General features: G+C 66.0%; 11 protein-coding genes and 1 tRNA gene. 5 read left to right on the forward strand and 7 right to left on the reverse strand.

Annotation, left to right across the window (positions count from 1 at the left end; genetic code table 11):
• Nucleotides 1-242: 242 nt before the first annotated feature.
• The gene (gene treY, locus EP7_RS18410) at nt 243-3,311 is read left to right on the forward strand and encodes a malto-oligosyltrehalose synthase (protein WP_463523341.1); all 3,069 of its coding nucleotides are present in this window, start codon (nt 243-245) and stop codon (nt 3,309-3,311) included.
• A gap of 83 nt (nt 3,312-3,394) precedes the next feature.
• Here the strand turns inward: treY and malQ are convergent, their stop codons facing one another.
• From malQ to EP7_RS18430, 4 genes are read right to left on the reverse strand one after another with little or no spacing between them, the layout of a single operon-like run.
• Nucleotides 3,395-4,945 (reverse strand): 4-alpha-glucanotransferase, encoded by a 1,551-nt coding sequence (gene malQ, locus EP7_RS18415; protein ID WP_463523343.1) that lies wholly within the window; start codon nt 4,943-4,945, stop codon nt 3,395-3,397.
• Between the two features lie 12 nt (nt 4,946-4,957).
• On the reverse strand, nt 4,958-6,211 hold the full coding sequence (locus EP7_RS18420; RefSeq protein WP_463523345.1) for a MauE/DoxX family redox-associated membrane protein: 1,254 nt from the start codon (nt 6,209-6,211) through the stop codon (nt 4,958-4,960).
• A complete protein-coding gene (locus tag EP7_RS18425; RefSeq protein WP_463523347.1) occupies nt 6,208-6,438 on the reverse strand; it encodes a hypothetical protein in 231 nt (76 codons plus the stop codon). Before EP7_RS18425 ends, EP7_RS18420 begins: the two co-directional genes overlap by 4 nt.
• A gap of 43 nt (nt 6,439-6,481) precedes the next feature.
• Nucleotides 6,482-7,312: an alpha/beta fold hydrolase gene (locus EP7_RS18430; protein WP_463523349.1), complete on the reverse strand. Its 831-nt coding sequence runs from the start codon at nt 7,310-7,312 to the stop codon at nt 6,482-6,484.
• A 92-nt stretch (nt 7,313-7,404) separates the two neighbouring features.
• Between EP7_RS18430 and EP7_RS18435 the strand changes: the two genes are divergently transcribed.
• Nucleotides 7,405-7,477: transfer RNA gene (locus tag EP7_RS18435), tRNA-Glu, on the forward strand.
• A 142-nt stretch (nt 7,478-7,619) separates the two neighbouring features.
• Nucleotides 7,620-9,245 (forward strand): CTP synthase, encoded by a 1,626-nt coding sequence (locus tag EP7_RS18440; protein ID WP_463523351.1) that lies wholly within the window; start codon nt 7,620-7,622, stop codon nt 9,243-9,245.
• Nucleotides 9,246-9,276: 31 nt separating this feature from the next.
• Here EP7_RS18440 and EP7_RS18445 read toward each other — a convergent pair whose 3' ends face one another.
• Nucleotides 9,277-10,650: an MFS transporter gene (locus EP7_RS18445; protein WP_463523353.1), complete on the reverse strand. Its 1,374-nt coding sequence runs from the start codon at nt 10,648-10,650 to the stop codon at nt 9,277-9,279.
• Between the two features lie 201 nt (nt 10,651-10,851).
• Between EP7_RS18445 and EP7_RS18450 the strand changes: the two genes are divergently transcribed.
• Nucleotides 10,852-12,579, forward strand: a complete 1,728-nt coding sequence (locus tag EP7_RS18450; protein ID WP_463523355.1) for a DUF885 domain-containing protein — start codon at nt 10,852-10,854, stop codon at nt 12,577-12,579.
• A 3-nt stretch (nt 12,580-12,582) separates the two neighbouring features.
• On the opposite strand, the gene EP7_RS18455 is transcribed toward EP7_RS18450, so the two are convergent.
• The gene (locus tag EP7_RS18455) at nt 12,583-14,103 is read right to left on the reverse strand and encodes a ThuA domain-containing protein (RefSeq protein WP_463523357.1); all 1,521 of its coding nucleotides are present in this window, start codon (nt 14,101-14,103) and stop codon (nt 12,583-12,585) included.
• A 44-nt stretch (nt 14,104-14,147) separates the two neighbouring features.
• Complete coding sequence (locus tag EP7_RS18460; protein ID WP_463523359.1) at nt 14,148-15,560, reverse strand: enolase C-terminal domain-like protein; 1,413 nt, start codon at nt 15,558-15,560, stop codon at nt 14,148-14,150.
• Between the two features lie 144 nt (nt 15,561-15,704).
• Here EP7_RS18460 and EP7_RS18465 point away from each other — a divergent pair, with 144 nt between their 5' ends.
• On the forward strand, nt 15,705-18,587 hold the full coding sequence (locus EP7_RS18465) for a PSD1 and planctomycete cytochrome C domain-containing protein (protein WP_463523361.1): 2,883 nt from the start codon (nt 15,705-15,707) through the stop codon (nt 18,585-18,587).
• Nucleotides 18,588-18,597: the final 10 nt, after the last annotated feature.

Below are 18,597 nucleotides of genomic sequence, written 5' to 3' on the forward strand. Positions count from 1 at the left end.
TCCCGCCGTGGTGGCTCAACCCCTGGGCATTATTTCTCGCTCAATACAAGTTCCGTACCAATGCCGAGAAAACTCCGCAAGCACCCGGCGGGTCACGAACACGAATCCAGATCAATTGAATTTCTACTAAATTTCTTATGAAGGGGCCAGCGAGGCCGGCATCGTGCCGGGAAGCAGGTGGCGTGCTGTTTGCTCTGCCCGTGTCGGAACTATCCCATCCTCGCCCGGAGAACGCCCGAGCCATGGCCACGCCCAACGATCGAGACCACGCGGCAACCGAGGACGACGCGCGGCAGCGGACGGGCGTTGCCGGCCGGATCTTCGCCGAGGTCGCGGGGCTCCGGGTCGAGCGGCCTCTGACGACTTACCGGCTCCAGGTTCACGCTGGGTTCAGGCTCGACGCGGCCACGGGCCTGCTCGATTATCTCGACGATCTGGGCATCACCGACCTCTACCTGTCGCCCTTCCTGAGCGCCCGACCGGGGAGCACTCACGGTTACGACGTCTTCGATCACAGCAGGCTCAACGCCGAGATCGGCGACCAGGCGGCGCACGACCGGCTCGTGGCCGGGCTGGCCGGGCGAGGGATGCGGCGAGTGCTCGACATCGTGCCGAACCACATGGGCATCGCCGGCCAGAATCGTTTCTGGCTCGACCTCCTCGAACTGGGCAAGCAATCCTCCTCGGCCCGCTTCTTCGACATCGACTGGCAGCCGGTCAAGGCCGAGCTCGCCGGCCGCGTCCTGATCCCGATTCTGGGCGGACAATATGGCAACGTCCTCGAGAGCGGCGCCTTCCGGATCGAGTGTGCCGGCGGCGTTTTCACCTTCCACTACGGCGAGTGGGTGTTGCCCATCCACCCGAGGTCGTACTCCCGGTTGCTCGATGACCGGGAAACAAGTTTCCTAGTCGACTGCGACCTGGGCGATTGGGACATGCTCGAGCTGAGGAGCATCCGTGGCGCCGCGGACGAACTACCCGACCGAGAGGCCACCGACGTCGCCTCGCTCGAGCACGTCAGGCGCGAGACGGAAGTCCTGAAGCGGAGGACCGAACGGCTCATCGGCGAGAGCCCTCGGGTCGGGGAATTCGTCGAACGTCGCCTCGGATACTTCCGCGGCAAGGTCGGCGAGCCCCGCTCGTTCAACCCGCTTCACGAACTGCTGGAGGAGCAGGTGTACCGGCTGGCCTTCTGGCGGGTCGCGTCGGAAGAGATCAATTATCGCAGATTTTTCGATATCAATGAGCTGGCCGGCCTTCGCACCGAGGATCCGAGCGTCTTCGAGGCGATTCACGTCCAGATCATCGAATGGGGGGTGAAGGGGGGAGTCTCCGGCCTCCGGATCGACCATCCGGACGGACTGGCCGACCCGAGGGGCTACTTCTGCAACCTCCAGCGGGCCCTTTTCCTGTCCGCGTGCAGAGCTCTCGTCGAGGGCGATGCGCAGGGACTCGCCTGGAAGGACGTCGCGCTCCCGATAAGGGAGCAATACGACGCGGAAATCGCCCGGGACGCGAAATCCGAGCTAGCGGGCCGCTTCCCGATCGTCGCCGAGAAGATCCTCACGGGAGACGAGCGGCTGCCAGAAAATTGGCCCATCGATGGAACGGTCGGTTATGAATATCTGAACGCCTTGAACGGCCTGTTCGTCGACCCGGCCTCGGAATTGGCGATCGACGAGGCCTATCGGTCGTTCAGCGGAGACCGCCACACCCTGGAGGAGACGATCCGCGAGTGCAAGGGATACGTCACCGGAACGTCGATGGCCAGCGAGACGAACATGCTGGCCAATCGGCTCAGCAAGATCGCCGAGGGGAATCGTCACTCGCGCGACTTCACCTTGAACCAGCTGACGCGGGCCCTGCGCGAGGTGATCTCAGCATTCGGCATCTACCGGACCTACATTCGCCCGGGCGAGCCGATCTCGCCGACCGATCGGGCCTCGATGGAGCTGGCGTTCTCACACGCCCGGCGGCGTGAGCCCTCGATCGACCCGTCGGTCTTCGACTTCCTCGAGTCGGTCCTTCTCCTGGACCCGCCGGCCGATTGCTCCGACGCCGAGCTACGCCGGCGCGAACTCTTCCTCGGACGGTTCCAGCAGACCACGGGCCCGGTCGAGGCCAAGGCTCTCGAAGACACCGGCTTCTACCGCTTTGTCCGGCTCATCTCGCTGAACGAGGTCGGCGGCGACCCCGAGCACTTCGGCCGCTCCGCACGCGAGTTCCACGATCAGAACTTGCATCGCCTTCGCGACTGGCCGGGCGGCCTGAGCACGACGGCGACCCACGACACCAAACGCGGAGAGGATGCGCGGATCCGCATCGACGCGATCTCCGAATTCGTGGCCGAATGGCCCGCCCGTCTAGCCCGCTGGTCGGAACTGAACAGATCCATCAAGCCGGAGGTGAACGGCAAGCCCGTCCCCGATCCGATCGAAGAATACCTGTTCTACCAGACGTTGATTGGCGCATGGCCGGCCGGCGAGCCTGCGAGCCCCCCGACAGAGGAGTTCGCCTCACGCGTGGCGGCCTACATGGTCAAGGCGGCACGCGAGGCCAAGCGGAACACGAGCTGGTCCGACAGCGACCCGGCCTATTGCGATGCCCTGAGCGAGTTCGTCAAGAACGTTTTGCGGGGCGAGAACACTCTGCGCTTCCTGAACGATTTCAGCGAATTCCAGGGGCGGATCGCCCGGGTGGCGATCGTCCACTCGCTCGCGCAGGCGGCGTTGAAGATCGGATCGCCCGGCGTGCCGGACGTCTACCAGGGATGCGAGCTCTGGGACTTCAGTATGGTGGACCCGGACAATCGCCGGCCGGTCAACTACGAGGTTCGACGCAAGATCCTCGGCGAGATCCGCGCATCGCTCGATGCGGGCGAATCCCGTGAGCAACTCGCCCAGAGCCTTCTCGAAGCTTCCGACGACGGGGCGGTCAAGCTCTACCTGATCTGGACTCTGCTCAATCACCGCCGGAGTCGGCGCGACCTCTACGAGCGGGGTGATTATCGCCCCATCGAGGTCGTCGGTCCTCATGCCGATCGAGTCCTTGCCTTCGCCCGCACCCGAGAAAATCGGGCGGTTGTATACATCACTCCCCGGCTCGTCGCGCCATTGATGGGTGACGATGCGAGGACACTCCCCGTCGGCAGCCTTTGGAGCGGGACGAAGGTCATCCTCCCGTCCGGCGCGTGGACGGATCTCATCTCGGATCGCTGCATCGCGGCACAGGCGGAAGGCGATGCGTTCGCCGTCGACCTCTCCGACCTGTTCGCCACGTTCCCATTGAGCGTGATCGAGTCCCGGGCCTGAAACGGACCAGGTGCGAACCGCCCGCCGGCCTCATCGATCTGAGGAGGCCGGCGGGCCTCGATGCACGCGTCGAGGCCGCGTCGTCAGATGAGCTCGGGGAAGCGGAAGGCGTCGGGGGTCGCGCCGTTCCAGCGGCCGTAGACGGCGGTCAGTTCGGCGAGGCGTAACCTGCTGGAGACGTCGAGCTGGGTGGGAAGCATGCGCCAGCCCCAGTTTCCCTTGGCTCGCCCGGGGACGTTCATCCGGGCCTCTCGGCCCAGGCCGAGGATGTCCTGCATGGGGATGATCGCCGTGTCAGCCGCCGACGCCAGGGCCAGGCGGATCATGTCCCAGTTGATTTCCTTGCCCTGCGAGCCGAGGTAGCGGAGCGTGAACGCCCGCTCTTTCAGGACCTCGTCCTGGTTCTGCGTCGTGTCCGAGCGAGGGCCGGTGAACCAGCCGATGGTCGTGTCGTTGTCGTGGGTGCCGGTGTAGACGAAGCAGTGATTCACAAAATTGTGCGGCAGGTGGATGTCGGTGCGGGGGTCGGAGTTGAACGCGAACTGGAGCACCCGCATCCCCGGCAGCTCGAAGCGGTCGCGGAGGAAACGCACCTCGTCGGTGATCATGCCGAGGTCTTCGGCGATCAAGGGAAGCCCCCCGAGCCCTTCGCGGATGGAGTCGAAGAAGGTGGTTCCGGGCCCCATGGCCCAGCGCCCTTCCATGGCGGTCGGGGCGGTGGCGGGGACTTCCCAGTAGGCCTGGAAGCCGCGGAAGTGGTCGAGCCGCACGAGATCAACCAGCCGCGTCGTTGCCTTCAGCCGGCCGATCCACCAGGAGTAGCCGTCTCGGGCCATCACGTCCCAGCGATAGAGGGGGTTGCCCCAGAGCTGTCCCTCCGCGGCGAAGTAGTCGGGCGGGACCCCGGCCACGACCGTAGGCCTGCCGGAATCGTTCAGCTCGAAGAGTCCCTGATGGCTCCAGACGTCGGCGCTGTCGTGGGCGACGAAGATGGGGACATCGCCGATCAGGCCGACGTTCCGGGCATTGCAATATTCCCTGAGGGACCGCCACTGTCGGGCAAGGGAGAACTGGAGGAACTGGGCATAGCGGATTTCGGTCGCGAGCTTCTCACGCCAATAGGCCATGGCTTCCGGCTCGCGGTGGATCAGCTCGGCCGGCCAGTCAAACCAGCAGGAGCCGCCGTGTGCCTCCTTGATCGCCATGTAGAGTGAATAATCGTCGAGCCAGAAGGCCTCATCGTTGATGAAGTTGTGGAAGCCGAGCTGGTTGGAGTCGAATCGATCGAAGGCCTTCTTGAAGAGCTTGTCCTTCGCGATCGTCACGGCGTCGAAGTCGACGTGATCCTCGGCCAGGATCGGATAGTCCGACCAGTCATCCGCGGTGAGCCAACCGTCATCCACGAGTCGCTCAGGGCTGAGAAGCAGCCGATTTCCCGCGTAGGACGAATAGGCCTGGTAAGGGGAGTTGCCGAAGCCGGTCGGGTTGAGCGGCAGGACCTGCCACCACCTCTGGCCGGCCTCGGCCAGATAATCGACGAAAGCCGTCGCGCCCGGCCCAAGGTCGCCGATGCCGAAGCTGCTGGGAAGGGACGTTGGGTGGAGCAAAATGCCGCTGGCCCTGGGCAGGCGCATGTCGACTCGTCCTCAATCTCGGGGAAGTTCAGGCCGGGGCATCCGATGGGGCTCCGAGACGGACGCGGGTGAGGGCATCGCGTTGAGCCAGCTCCCCTTCCACCCGTCGCGGAGCATTTCCCGGCCGGTCAGAATGATCGAGTCGCGTCGACCCGACAAGGCCGAAGCGCGGCCCCGATGGATGACGCGGACCAGGATCTCGTCTCGCTCCGCCAGTGCAACCGCCACACCATGCCACGCCCGATTCTGGGGATAGAGCGGAGTTCCCCGCTCGGCAAGGCTCCATCCGGCGAGGTCGAGCGCCCGAAAATCCCCCATCTCGTCCCGTCCGAGGTGTCGTCCGAGCGAATCCGGCAGTCGATTCGCGTCGTCCGCCGCGACGGCGACCTCGGTCCGTTCCGCATGGCTCGCATAGACGGCGTGCGAGGGCCAGGTGTCGAACAGGCCGAATCGTTCGCCGAACGGAAGCAGCATGGAGGCGTACAGGACGACCCGGATAGGAAGGAACGAAAACCTCCGTTCGGCCGGCCCTATGAGAAAGCACCCCGGCCCGAAGATCAGCAGATCCTGGGCGATCATCGAGCCGTTCCAGATCAGGACATTCGCGCTGTGGTTCAGGCCGAGGGGCCCGAGAACCGTCAGCAACCCGAGATGGACCGCGATCGCCCCGACGAGCCCGGCCCGTCGAGTCTTGCGACAGGCCAGGCACGCGGCGACGAGCAGCTCCGCACCGGGCATCGTCAGAGCGGCCACGATCCTGGCCGTAGGTGACCAGAGTTCGGGACGGAGGCCGAAGGGCCGCAGCGACGTCTGAAGGAAGGTCTGCCCCAACTCGTCGCAGAAGGAGAAGTCGATCTTGGACAGGGCGGAATGGGCGTAGAGGGCGATGAGACACCAGCGTGCGAAGACCAACGCTTCAGCCGCCGGGGCGACCGCCAGGGCCAGGCCGATGAGCAGGAACTGGTAGGCCCAGGGCTGGAATCGATGCTGATCGCCCAGGATCAGGGAAGTCATCAGCACCAGCGCAACGGCCAGGGATCGCCGAGGGACGACCCCGATCGCGGCGAGCAGCAACCCGGCAATCATCCCGGCCCGCAGGAGCGGGGCGAGGATTCCCGCTTTCGGCCATCCGAGGAAGAAGGGGACGCGGGGGAACGGGCCATCGTCGGCCCAGAGGGGCCACGACCCGACGAGCATCGTCAGGGTCGCGGCGCACAGGACGAACCGGTATCGCGTTGCGGTCGAGTCGGTCGAGGCCTCGCTCACAAGGCCCCGTCCACCGTCGTATAAGTCCCGTGCCCTTCGTTCTTGAGCCGCTTCAGGGCGACAAGCTCGTCCCAGATTCCTGCGGGGTGGCCGCCGGGAGGAGTGATTCCGGCGATCTTCGAAGTCTTGGTGCCCGGGCTGAGCCCCGACGCGTCGTCGAGCCTGGCCAGCTTCAGGCGCTTCTTAAAGGCCTTGTAGGCCTTCTTCAATTCCTCTTCGGTCGCCATCGTCGCTCCTCCAAGTTTGTCCCATCGGTCCAGTGCGCAGACCCTATGCCGGCGACGGCTCCGCTGCAACCCTCGATCCCGCGTGTTCGTCGAGGAAAGCCTCGACGGCCTCGCGGAACGCCGGCCCATCCTCAATATGTGGCAAGTGGCCCACTCCGTCGAGCAAGATGAGCCTCGCACCCTGGATCGAGGCGGCCAGGTCGGCGGCTACCGCCGGCGGATTGACCAGGTCCGCCATCCCCGAGATCACGAGCGTGGGAACGCCGATCGAGCCGAGTCTCGGCCTCGAGTCGTGCGCGACGGCGGCCGCGGCCTGGCGGTCGAATGCGTCGGCTTCCTGCGGATAGGGGTTCTTCTCGGCGAACCGGACCATCCCCTCGACCTGACCCGGATTGTTGAAGAACGAGGGGCCCACCAGCCAGGGGAGCGTACCCCGGGCGAACTCGGCCGCGTTCACCCGGCGCTTGAGGATGGCCCACGAATCAACGACCCCTCGCTTCCAGGGGCTCGTGCTCGCGTGGCTCGAAACAAGGATCAGGGCGTCGAGACGATCGGAATGCCGGAGGGCGAATTCCTGGGCGATGAGTCCACCCAGGGAGTGGCCGAGTACCGTGGCGGATCGGACGCCCAGCGAGGTCAGGCAGGCGGCGACATCGTCGGCCAGGTCGGCCGTGGTGTACCGGACTTCGGACCGGGTGCTCTGCCCCGAGTCGCGGGCATCGATCGCGATCACGCGAGAACGGGCGGCCAGTGCACGGCTCGTGACCGCGAAGGCCCGATGATCACCGCCCAGGCCGCTGAGCAGGACGATCGCATCGCCCGACCCGGAATCGTCCACGAAGAGCCGATTTGGCCCGACTGTCACGTACGCCATACTGTCGAAATCCTCGATAACGTCGTCTTCGGCTTTCGATCGGCCTGGAGGGTTGACAACCCCTCGGTCAGGGGTAACAATAAGTCCCGTCAGCCCCCATCGTCTAGTGGCCTAGGATACTAGGTTCTCAGCCTAGGGACCGGGGTTCGAGTCCCCGTGGGGGTATTGATCGCGGGCCCTGCTCGGTGCCGGCCCGACCACGACGTCGGAGGCCGGCCGTCGTCCCCCCGTATGATAGACTGATGGGTCTGGTCCAGCGGGACCGCCCGCCTCGCGCGTGGATCCGAGTTTCGGTCCGGGAGCCGTCATGGCCAAGCATATTTTCGTGACCGGGGGCGTCGTCAGCTCGCTGGGCAAGGGTCTCTCGTGCGCATCAATCGGGATGCTGCTCGAGCACAGGGGCCTGCGGGTCCGGCTCCAGAAGTTCGACCCCTACATCAACGTCGACCCCGGGACGATGAGCCCCTACCAGCACGGCGAGGTCTACGTCACCGACGACGGCGCAGAGACCGATCTCGACCTCGGCCATTACGAGCGGTTCACCGAGGCCCCGCTGACGAAGGATTCCAACTACACGACGGGCAAGATCTACCTCTCGGTGATCCAGAAGGAACGCGAGGGGACGCACTACGAGGGGCGGACCGTTCAGGTCATCCCCCACGTCACCGACGAGATCAAGGCGGCCGTGCATCGGCTGGCGACCGACGACGTCGACGTCGTCATCACCGAGATCGGCGGCACGGTCGGCGACATCGAGGGGCTGCCGTTCCTGGAAGCGATCCGCCAGTTCCCCATCGACGTGGGCCGCGAGAATTGCCTGTTCATTCACCTGACGCTCGTCCCCTACCTGAAGGCGGCGGCGGAGTTGAAGACGAAGCCGACCCAGCACTCGGTGGGCATGCTCAGGCAGATCGGCATCCAGCCCGACATCCTCATCTGCCGCACCGAGCACCCCATCTCGGCGGAAGACCGCGAGAAGATCGGCCTGTTCTGCAACCTCGACCGCAAGGCTGTCATCGAGGAGCGGGACAAGGAATTCACGATCTACGAGGTGCCGCTCAGCCTCGTCTCCAACGGGCTTGATGACCTGATCGTCAAGCGCCTGAGCCTGAAGGCCAGCCCGCTGGAGATTGGAGATTGGCGCGAGCTGGTCGACCGCGTGATGCACCCCAACACGGAGGTGACCATCGCCGTCGTCGGCAAGTACATGAAGCATCGCGACGCCTACAAGTCGGTGTACGAGTCGCTCGATCACGGGGGCATCGCGCACAGGGCGCGCGTCGTTGTCCGGCGCATCGAGGCCGAGGACGTCGACCGCGAAGGGGCGGCCAACGTGCTTTCGGGCGTGGACGGGATCCTCGTCCCTGGCGGGTTCGGGATGCGCGGGATCGAGGGGAAGATCGAGGCGATCCGGTTCGCCCGCCGCAAGAACATCCCCTTCTTCGGCATCTGCCTGGGGATGCAGTGTGCCGCCATCGAGTTCGCACGCGACGTCCTGGGCCTGGCCGACGCCAACAGCACCGAGTTCGACCCGACCACTCAGAACTCGGTCATCGCCCTGATGGACGATCAGTCGAATGTCCTCCAGCGCGGCGGCACGATGCGGCTGGGCAGCTATCCGTGTGTCCTGGCGCCCGACTCCGCGGCGCGTCGTGCGTATGGCCAGGACCTGATCCACGAGCGGCACCGGCACCGCTATGAGCTGAACAACGCTTACCGCGCGGCGTTCGAGGCGAACGGCCTGATCCCCACCGGGACCAGCCCCGACGGCTCGCTCGTCGAGATCATGGAACTCGTCGACCACCCCTGGTTCCTGGCCGTGCAGTTCCACCCCGAGTTCAAGTCGAAGCCGACGAAGGCCCACCCCTTGTTCCGAGATTTCATCGCCGCGGCCCTCGTCCGCCGCGAGTCGACCCGCACCGTCGAGGTCTGATCGCGGTGCGGGGAAGGGGGCCCGGGCACGCTCAGACGGTGCCCGACCCCTCCGCGGCCTTGGCGAGCTTCCGGCCCTCCTCGACGTTCACCATCATCAGCAACGCCCCGCCGACGATGAAGAACGGGATCACCGTCAGGATCGAGTTGCGGGTCGAGCCAGTCAGCTGGATGCTGATCGCGAAGAGCGCGGGGCCGAAGATCCCGGCGAACTTCTCCATCACCGCGAAGAAGCCGAAGAATTCGCCCGACTTGTCACGAGGGATCAGGCCCGCGAACAGCGAGCGGCTGAGCGCCTGGCTTCCACCCTGCACGGTCCCGACCAGGATGGCCAGCAGCACGAAGTGCCAGGACGTCTCCATGAAGTATCCCAGGATACTGATGAAGATGTAGACGACAAGCGTGAACAGGATCAGGTTCTTCGAGCCGAATCGGCCCGCCAGCCCGCCGAACAGGAACGCGAACGGGATACCCACGAACTGGACGAGCACCAGCGAAGCGATCATCACGCTGGAATCGATCCCCTTCGACGTCCCGTAGATCGTGGCCATCCGGAAGATCGTGCCGATCCCGTCGTTGTAGATCAGGAACGCGACGAGCATCAGCAAGCCTTGCCGGTACTTCTTGAGCTCACCGAACGTCGCTCCCAGTCGTGCGAACGCCTCGCGGATCGGGCTGCCCTGCGACTCGACCCGCCTCACCTTGGGCTCGGGCACGCGGAGGAACAGAGGGATCGAGAAGACCAGCCACCAGATGGCCACCGACAGGAAGGCCAGTCGGGCCGGCAGCGATGCTTGGGCCGACGTGAGGTTCGGTCCCGACGGCAGGCCGAACCACTCGGGCTTGAGGATCCAGGCCAGGTTGGCCATCAGCAGCAGCCCGCCGCCGACATAGCCGAGCGCATAACCGGCCGTCGACACGCGGTCGATCTCATGCTCGTCGGCAATATGAGGAAGCATGGCATCATAGAAGACGAAGCTTCCATTGGCCCCGATATTCGCAACGATGAAGAGCACCGACGCGAGCAGCCAATCACCCTGGGCGATGAAGAACATCGAGGCGACAGCCGCGATGCCCAGCGCCATGAACGACCCGAGCAGTTTCTTCTTGATCGGCCGCTGATCGGCGATGACCCCCAGGATTGGCGCCACGACCGCGATGATCACCATCGCGATGGTGCTCGACCAGGCGAAGTTGCGATCGGCGACCTCGGTGGGCAGGCCGTGGCTGGCGACCTTCGAGTAGAAGATCGGGAAGACCGCCGCGATGATCGTGGTGACCATCGCCGAGTTGGCCCAGTCGTACATCGCCCAGGCCCGAAGTTCGGGCCGGTGCAGGCCGAGCGCATCGAGCGGATTCCACTTGGAAGGCGTCTCGCTCGGGTGGTCGACGGCAAGTCCGGGCATGTCGTGGATTCCTGAGAGGGGCGGTCCGCGAAGCGCGGCAAGGGGGACATCCTACCGACCACTCGTTGGCTCGGCCATTCCCTTGGCGGGTCGATTCCAGGACCCTCGCATCGCCGGTGAGACCTGCGACAATCGGCCAATCCGCGCCAAGGCGGGGCCAGCCCGGCCCCGACACGCGACACACAAGGGAGCAACCCCGCGATGCGACCCTCTTCGATGAACTGGCTCTTTGCACCGCTCGCACTCTGGCTCGGGGCCGGAACGCATGCGGCCCTGGCCTCGCCGCCGAAGGCCGACGAACCCTTCGCAGTCTTCGTTGAACGCTATTTCGCCGCCAAATTCCGCGAGAACCCATCCCAGGGGACCGCCGCGGGCCTCCACGAATACGACACCAGGCTCGAGAACCTGTCCCGAGAGAGCATCAAGGCAAGAGTCGCCGACCTCCACGTCCAGCTCGACGAGGTTGGTGAATTCGACCTCGACAAGCTCTCGCCCGACGACGCCGTCGACGCCAGGATCCTCGAAGGCCAGATCCGGGCCGAGCTGCTCGACATGGATACGCTCGAGCTCTGGAAGACGAACCCGATGATCTATGCGGGCCTGCCCGGTGGGGCGGTCGACGGCCTGATGAAACGCGACTTCGCCCCGCCCCACGAGCGTCTGCGCTCGCTGATCGCCCGCCTCAAGCAGGTCCCGGCCATCCACGCCGCGGCGCGTGCCAACCTGGAGAATCCACCCAAGGAGTTCACCGATCTGGCAATCCGCATGGCCAAAGGGTCGGTCGGCTTCTTCGAAACTTCCATCCCGACCTGGGCCAAGGATGCCGCAGGCCAGGATCGTCCGCTCGCCCACGAATTCGAGGTCGCCAACGCCGCGGCGATCGCCTCGCTCAAGGCGTTTGCAAGCTGGCTCGAGGCCGATTTGAAACTGCGGTCGAAGGGCAAGTATGCCATCGGCGCCGAGATGTTTTCGAAGAAGCTCCTCTACGAGGAGCTGGTCGACCGGCCCCTGCCGGAGATTCTCGCGCGAGGAGAGGCCCAGCTCGCCAAGGACTATGCCGCATTCGTCGAGACCGCAAAGCTCATCGACCCCAAGAAGTCGCCCGCGGAGGTCATGACGTCGCTCTCCGATAAGCACCCCACCGCCGACGACCTGATCCCCTCGGTCCGCCGCTCGATCGACGAAACACGCGCGTTCGTCGCCGAGAAGGGGATCGCCACGATCCCGTCGCCGGTCCCCCCTCGCATCGAGGAGACGCCCCCTTATGCACGATCGGGGAGCTTCGCCTCGATGGACACCCCCGGGCCGTTCGAGGCCAAGGCCACCGAGGCGTTCTACTACGTCACGCCGGTCGAGAAAGACTGGGACGCCAAGCATGCCGAGGAGCACCTGCGGCTCTACAACGGGCCCGTCGTGGCGATGATCAACATCCACGAGGCCTATCCCGGCCACTACCTCCAGTTCCTCTACGCCAAGTCGTTCCCCACCAAGACCCGCAAGCTCGTCTTCTGCGGCACCAACGTCGAAGGGTGGGCCCACTACACCGAGCAGATGATGGTCGACGAGGGGTTCGGCGGTGGAGACCGCAAGATTCGCCTGGCCCAGCTTCAGGAAGCACTCCTGCGTGACTGTCGGTATGTCGTGGGGATCAAGCTCCACACCCAGGGGATGACCGTCGAGGAGGGCGCCAGGCTCTTCGTCGAGAAGGGCTTTCAGGAGCCCGCCAATGCCTACGAGGAGTCGCGCCGCGGTGCCTACAACCCGACGTATCTTTACTACACCTACGGCAAGCTCCAGATCCTCGACCTGAGGCGCGACTACCTGGCGAAGACGGGTAAGACACTCCGCGAGTTTCACGACGCATTCGTCGCGCAAGGAGGCGTGCCGGTCGACCTGTTGCGTGGCATCCTCCTGCGCGAGACGAAATAGCCCTCAGCGGGGGAGGCCTTCGAGCAGTTCGCCGCTCGTCATCGACGGGCACCAGTAGGCCTCGATGTGCCGTACGACGAGATTCGTTCCTTCGTCGTGCGGCACGTAGGGCCGGTCCCTGGGATCGTACATCGCGTCGGTCAGGTCTCGGACGAGGACGCAGTTGATCCCCCATCGGGTCATCTGCTTGATGGCGAACGACCGATTCATGATGCACATGTTCGTGTGCACGCCCATGATGAGCAGGTTCTTGATCCCTTGCTGGCGGAGGAAGTTGTAGATCTCGACGCCGCTGTCGCTGACCCCGTCCTCGGGTGCAACCGTCAGCAGTGGGGTCTGACGCGTCCAGGCCAGGTACATCGAGTCGTCGGTGTCGCAGCCGCCGTCCTTGTCGTCGATCGGCAGCGGCGGCTCGACGGATCGGTCCGGGGCCGTCGCGGGGGGAGTGACCTTGGCGGCCCGCTGCATGCGGACCCGCTGAGGCGATCCCTGGTAGAAGTCCATGCACTCCGACGGGGCATGGATGATCCGGATTCCCTTGGCACGGGCGGCGTCGAGCACCGGATTCATCCGGGCGGCGATTGCGCCGCAGCGAGCCGTGGCGCCCGAGCACCAGTGCTTGTCCCACATGTCGCAGATGACGATGGCCGTCTCGGAGACCGGGACTTTACGCTCGGAGAGGTCGTCGGCGAACAGGCCGCTCCCCTTGACCGCCTCGACCCGGCCACGGACCTTCAAGGTCAGCGTCCCCTCGGCCTTCGGCGGCTCGGAGGGGGTTACTGGATCGGCATGCGTGACGGGCCTGTTGGCGGCCCAGAAGAGGGCGTTGACCAGCATTCTGCGGAAGCCCGCGTTGTCGAAATCCCCCGGCGCACCCAGCGACGTATAAAAGACGCGCTGCCCATTACGCTCGCGGATCCACGCCGCCGGCTCCGTCGCCTCGGGGCTCTTGGAGACGAGCAGCGTGGTCGCATCCGCGGCGATCGGGCCCGTTTTGTACAGGCTCCCCCGCGAAGCGATCCCATGCACGCCTTCCAGAATCGGATGACCCTCGGCACCCTTTACCGGCGTTGCACGCTGGGAGATCTCGTTGGCGTAATGCCCTTGATAGTTGCCTCCGAGCACCTCCTTGTCGAATGCCAGCCAGTTCTGGAACCCATGACTGGCCGTGCGGACGGCGACGATCGGCTTGCCCGAGGCGACGTAGGCCTTGATCCGGTCGAGCTCGGGCCCTTCAATCTTCAGGCGACGCGTGAAGAACAACGCGACGTCGGCGTCGTCGAGCGCCTCGAGCCCGGACAGCCTGGAATCACCCTCGGCCTTGAGGAGCACGCATTTCACCGGCCAGGTCGTACGCAGAGACTCCGCGAACGCGGCCAGGGTGCGATCGGACTCATACTCCTCCGAGCCCGAGACGAGCACGATCTTCATCTGTGCCGGCACGTCGGCGTCGGACTCATGCGTCGTGACGAGCCCGAGTCCGAGGGTCAGGAGTAGGGCGAGTCGGCGAGTGCGCGGCAACATGGGCTCGACTCCGGGGGCTTGGTTCGTTTGAGGCAATGGATCGGTCAATTCCCACGTGACACGGCCACGACCGGCGGGAGAAGCTCGCGTCGGATCTCGTCGACCCGATAGCCGAAGCCCGGCCCCGAGATCGAGTCGAGCCGGACCACGCCTTGCTCGCGGCGATAGAGGCCCGGGTGGACGGGCATCTCTGGCAGCGAGGCATCGGGGTAGAACTGGCAGGCGTTGGTCTCGACGCCCATGATCGTCCCGGCGTGCGCAGCCAGCAGGACGTGGGGGATCTGGGCCAGCATCGGATTGGTCAGGTCCTGCACCATCAGGGTCATCCCGTGGGCCTTGGCCCAGCAGAGCGACAGGAGGGCGCCGGTCTGCGTCTTGCAGGTCTTGAGCGCGACGCCGGTCCAGCCCAGCGAGCGGCCCAGGCGGACGAGACGCCAGTCGTGGGCGCTCTCATCCATGAACAAGGGCTTGCGTGCCGAGACGCTGTGGACGTCGATCGGATGGGCTTCCAGGTCGTACGGGAACGGCTGCTCGACGTAGAGGATCATCCCGTAGATCCGTGGCTCGTCGCGGACGAGCCGGTCGAGGATCGCATTGACGTATGCGGGGTCGGAGACGGTGCAGTTGAAGTCGGTGGTCAGCCAGGAGACCCCCTCCTCGATCGCCATCCGGCCGATCTCGACCAGGCGGCTGGAATCCCAGGCCGGGTCGTCGCCGCGGAGCTTGACCTTCAGGCAGTCGAGGCCGTCGCGTCGGATCCAGTCTCGCAGCAAGACGGGATACCCGTCGTCGGGCTCGTCGCCCGTCAACTCGGCGGCGGAGACGGGGTCTTTGCCTCCCACCAAATGCCAGGCGGGCAGGGCGGCGGGGGCTTCGACGAGGAAGTCCTCGGGATAGAGGCCATGGAACGAGACCCGGGAACCTTCGGCCGGCTCCAGAAAGGCGGAGAGGTCGCTGTTCATCCAGGCCGCGTTGTATGTCTGGTAGATCGGCACCCCGTGGAGGACACCGAAGGCGTCATGCAGGGCGATGTCATAGGCCGAGGCACAGACCAGGGCCGCGAGGTGTGGGACCGGCCCCGGATCGTCGTCGCGGCCCTCGTTGAACTCGTCGAGCAGCGACGGGAGCCCGTCTTCGAGGAAGGCGTGGCCCACCTCGATCGGGTGGCCGAATTCAGGGCCGGCGACGTAGGCCGCGGCCAGCTTCGAGGTGAACTCCTTGAGCGCCCGATGCCGGTCGGCGAAATGCCCGGCGGCGGGCCAGACCCACTGGACGCTCAAGGGGGTCTCGCCCCAGCCGACGGCGGTCCGGCCCTCGCGGTCGGCCACGGTCAGCCGGACCCGGGCGCAGGTGACCTCGGTCGTCACCTCGGTCCCGAATTTCAGCGGGACGCGGGTCTTGATCGGCAGGAAGTAGAGCTCGGCGGCAATCGGCCGGACGTCGGTTGGCTTGGGCATGCGTGGATCCTCGGGATCGTGCCCAACATGACCGACGCGATGGGGTGCGTCAAGGTCGCGGCCGCACGGCGGTCGGGTTGTGAACGGGGCGGCGGCGTGGTAGCCTTTGAACAAGGGTTGGACAATGCGCAAGAGGGTCTGACCATGAGTTTGGCCGCACGATTCGCGTCGCTTGGCTCGCTCTGCCTCTGGTTCACGGCCGCTGCGATGGCCGGCGATGGCCCGGGCGAGGAGTTCTTCGAGAAGGAAGTGCGCCCGCTGCTGGTCGCCCGCTGCCAGTCGTGCCACGGCGAGGCGAAGCAGAAGGGGGGACTTCGGCTCGACTCGCTCCCGTCGGCACTGGCCGGCGGAGGCACCGGGCCCGCGGTCGTGCCCGGGAAGCCCGCAGAGAGCCTGCTCGTCGACGCGATCCGCTACGGCGAACTGTACCAGATGCCCCCGAAATCGCGGCTGCCCGAGGCCGAGGTCGCGACCCTGACTCGCTGGGTCGAGATGGGAGCCCCCTGGCCCGCGTCGGTCGCGGCCGCGGCCAAGCCTTCGAATCACTTCGACCTGACCGAACGGGCCAGGCACTGGAGCTTCCAGCCCGTCCGTCTCGCCGAGCCGCCCAGGGTCGCCGACGAGGCCTGGCCCACCGGCGAGATCGACCGATTCCTGCTGTCCAGGCTCGAAGCCAAGGGCTTGAAGCCCGCCCCGGACGCCGGGCGCGTAACCTTGATCCGCCGCACGACCTTCGACCTGACCGGGCTTCCGCCCACCCCGGCGGAGGTCGACGCCTTTATGGCCGACATGGCGCCAGACGCCTTCGCGAAGGTGGTCGACCGTCTGCTCGACTCGCCGCACTACGGCGAGCGCTGGGCCCGGCACTGGCTCGATCTCGTCCGGTTCGCCGAGACGGCCGGGCACGAGTTCGATTATGATCATCTGGACGCCTGGAGATATCGCGACTACGTCATCCGTGCGTTCAATGCCGACGTCCCCTACGACCGGTTCGTGGTCGAGCACCTGGCCGGCGACCTGGTGCCCGACCCCAGGCGCGACCCGGCAAACGGCGCCGATGAGTCGATCCTCGCCACCGGCTTCTTCCTGCTGGGCGAGGGGACGCATTCGCCGGTCGACGTCCGCGAGGAGCAGATGCGTCGTGTGTCCGACCAGGTGGACGTGATCAGCAAGGCCTTCCTCGGCCTGACCGTCGCCTGCGCCCGCTGCCACGACCACAAGTTCGACGCCATCTCGACCCGCGACTATTACGCGCTGGCGGGCTACCTCGCCAGTTCGAGGCATCAGCACGCCCCGATCGACAAGCGGGCCGAGATTGCCGCCAAGGCGGCCGAGCTCAGGTCGATCAAGTCGCAGTTCACTGAGGCGTTGCCCAAGCGGACGAGTCCCGAGACCGTCGCGGCCCCCGCGGCCGACGGCTCGATCCTGTTCGAGGACTTCGGGACGCCCGGGTTTGCGGGCTGGACCGCGACCGGGCAGGCCTTCGGCGACGGCCCCAGCCAGCCGGGCGCATTCCGGCCGAACACCGTCGCCGAGGGGCCGGTCGGCTGGGAGATCCCCGCGGGCCAGGCCCACAGCGGCCTGATCGCAGACCGGTTGCAGGGCGTCTTGCGGTCGAGGACTTTCTCCATCGGGGCGAAGTATGTCCATGTCCTCGCGGCGGGAAAGGGTGGGCGGATCAACTTCGTGATCGACGGCTTCGAGAAGATCCGCAGCCCGATCTACGGCGGCCTGACTATGGGCATTGACGCCGGTGACACGCCCCGCTGGTATTCGATGAAGCTTGAGGCCTGGAATGGACAGCGGGCCTACATCGAGCTTGCCGACGGCGGCACGGTCATCTATGAGGCCGCCATCCCGTTCTATTCGAACGGCGACGGATACCTCGCGGTCGACGAGATCCGGTTCTCCGACTCGGCCACACCGCCGGTCATTACGGGACGTGTCCCGGTCGCCATCGACGGGCGTCGAGATGGCGATCTGGACCGCCGATATGTCGCGCTGGCTTCCTCCGTCCCCGCCCCGGAGTACGCGCCGGCGCTGCTCGACGGCGACGGCGAGGACGAGCGAGTTCACATCCGGGGGAGCCACAAGACGCTGGGTCCCGAGGTTCCTAGGCGCTCGCTCGAGGCCTTCTCGGGCGTCGATCAGCCGCACCCGGACAAGGGGAGCGGTCGACTCGAACTGGCCCGGCGGGTGGCCTCGGCCGACAACCCGCTGCTGGCCCGGGTGATGGTCAACCGGCTCTGGCAGCATCATTTCGGCGAGGGCCTGGTACGGTCGGTGGACGACTTCGGCAAGATGGGGCAGGCTCCCTCGCATCCTGAGCTGCTCGATTGGCTGGCGAGCCGATTCGTCGAGGGGGGCTGGTCGGTCAAGGCGATGCATCGCCTGATCTTGACGAGCCGGGCCTATCGGATGTCGAGTCAGATCGACCCGGCGTCGGAGCCCGAACGAATCGACCCGAGCAACATCCTGCTGCACAGGGCGAACCTGCGAAGGCTGGAATCGGAGTCGATCCGCGACGCGATCCTGGCCTGCTCGGGCTCGTTGAAGGGCGACATGTTCGGCCCGAGCGTGCCGGTGCACCTCACCGAGTTCATGGACGGCCGGGGTCGTCCCGGCTCGTCGGGGCCGATCGACGGCGACGGCCGGCGGAGCATCTACCAGAACGTCAGACGTAACTTCCTGGCTCCTCTGCTGACGGCCTTCGACAGCCCGCCGCCCGCCTCTCCCATGGGCCGGCGGAACGTCTCCAACGTGCCGGCCCAGGCCCTGACGATGCTCAACGATCCGTTCGTGCTGGGCCAGGCCAAACTCTGGGCGGAACGGGTTCTGGCCGCAGGACCTCGGACCTCGGAGGCTCGGGTTGAGCTGCTCTACAGGACCGCCTTCGGGCGCAGCCCGACGGCCGACGAGCGGGCCGCGGCGTTGGCGTTTGTCCAGGGGGCTGAGGACGACGCGGGCGCCTGGGGCGACCTCTGCCACGTCCTGTTCAACGTCAAAGAGTTCGTCTTCGTCGATTGATCGAAGTGCC

The sequence above is a fragment of the Isosphaeraceae bacterium EP7 genome (assembly GCA_038400315.1).
Classification (GTDB): domain Bacteria; phylum Planctomycetota; class Planctomycetia; order Isosphaerales; family Isosphaeraceae; genus EP7.

Bases quoted from the DNA above. Each gene is read 5' to 3' on its own strand.
- treY (WP_463523341.1), top strand. From the start codon at position 243: ATGGCCACGCCCAACGATCGAGACCACGCGGCAACCGAGGACGACGCG.
- malQ (WP_463523343.1), bottom strand. From the start codon at position 4,945: ATGCGCCTGCCCAGGGCCAGCGGCATTTTGCTCCACCCAACGTCCCTT.
- EP7_RS18425 (WP_463523347.1), bottom strand. From the start codon at position 6,438: ATGGCGACCGAAGAGGAATTGAAGAAGGCCTACAAGGCCTTTAAGAAG.
- EP7_RS18430 (WP_463523349.1), bottom strand. From the start codon at position 7,312: ATGGCGTACGTGACAGTCGGGCCAAATCGGCTCTTCGTGGACGATTCC.
- EP7_RS18440 (WP_463523351.1), top strand. From the start codon at position 7,620: ATGGCCAAGCATATTTTCGTGACCGGGGGCGTCGTCAGCTCGCTGGGC.
- EP7_RS18445 (WP_463523353.1), bottom strand. From the start codon at position 10,650: ATGCCCGGACTTGCCGTCGACCACCCGAGCGAGACGCCTTCCAAGTGG.
- EP7_RS18450 (WP_463523355.1), top strand. From the start codon at position 10,852: ATGCGACCCTCTTCGATGAACTGGCTCTTTGCACCGCTCGCACTCTGG.
- EP7_RS18455 (WP_463523357.1), bottom strand. From the start codon at position 14,103: ATGTTGCCGCGCACTCGCCGACTCGCCCTACTCCTGACCCTCGGACTC.
- EP7_RS18460 (WP_463523359.1), bottom strand. From the start codon at position 15,560: ATGCCCAAGCCAACCGACGTCCGGCCGATTGCCGCCGAGCTCTACTTC.
- EP7_RS18465 (WP_463523361.1), top strand. From the start codon at position 15,705: ATGAGTTTGGCCGCACGATTCGCGTCGCTTGGCTCGCTCTGCCTCTGG.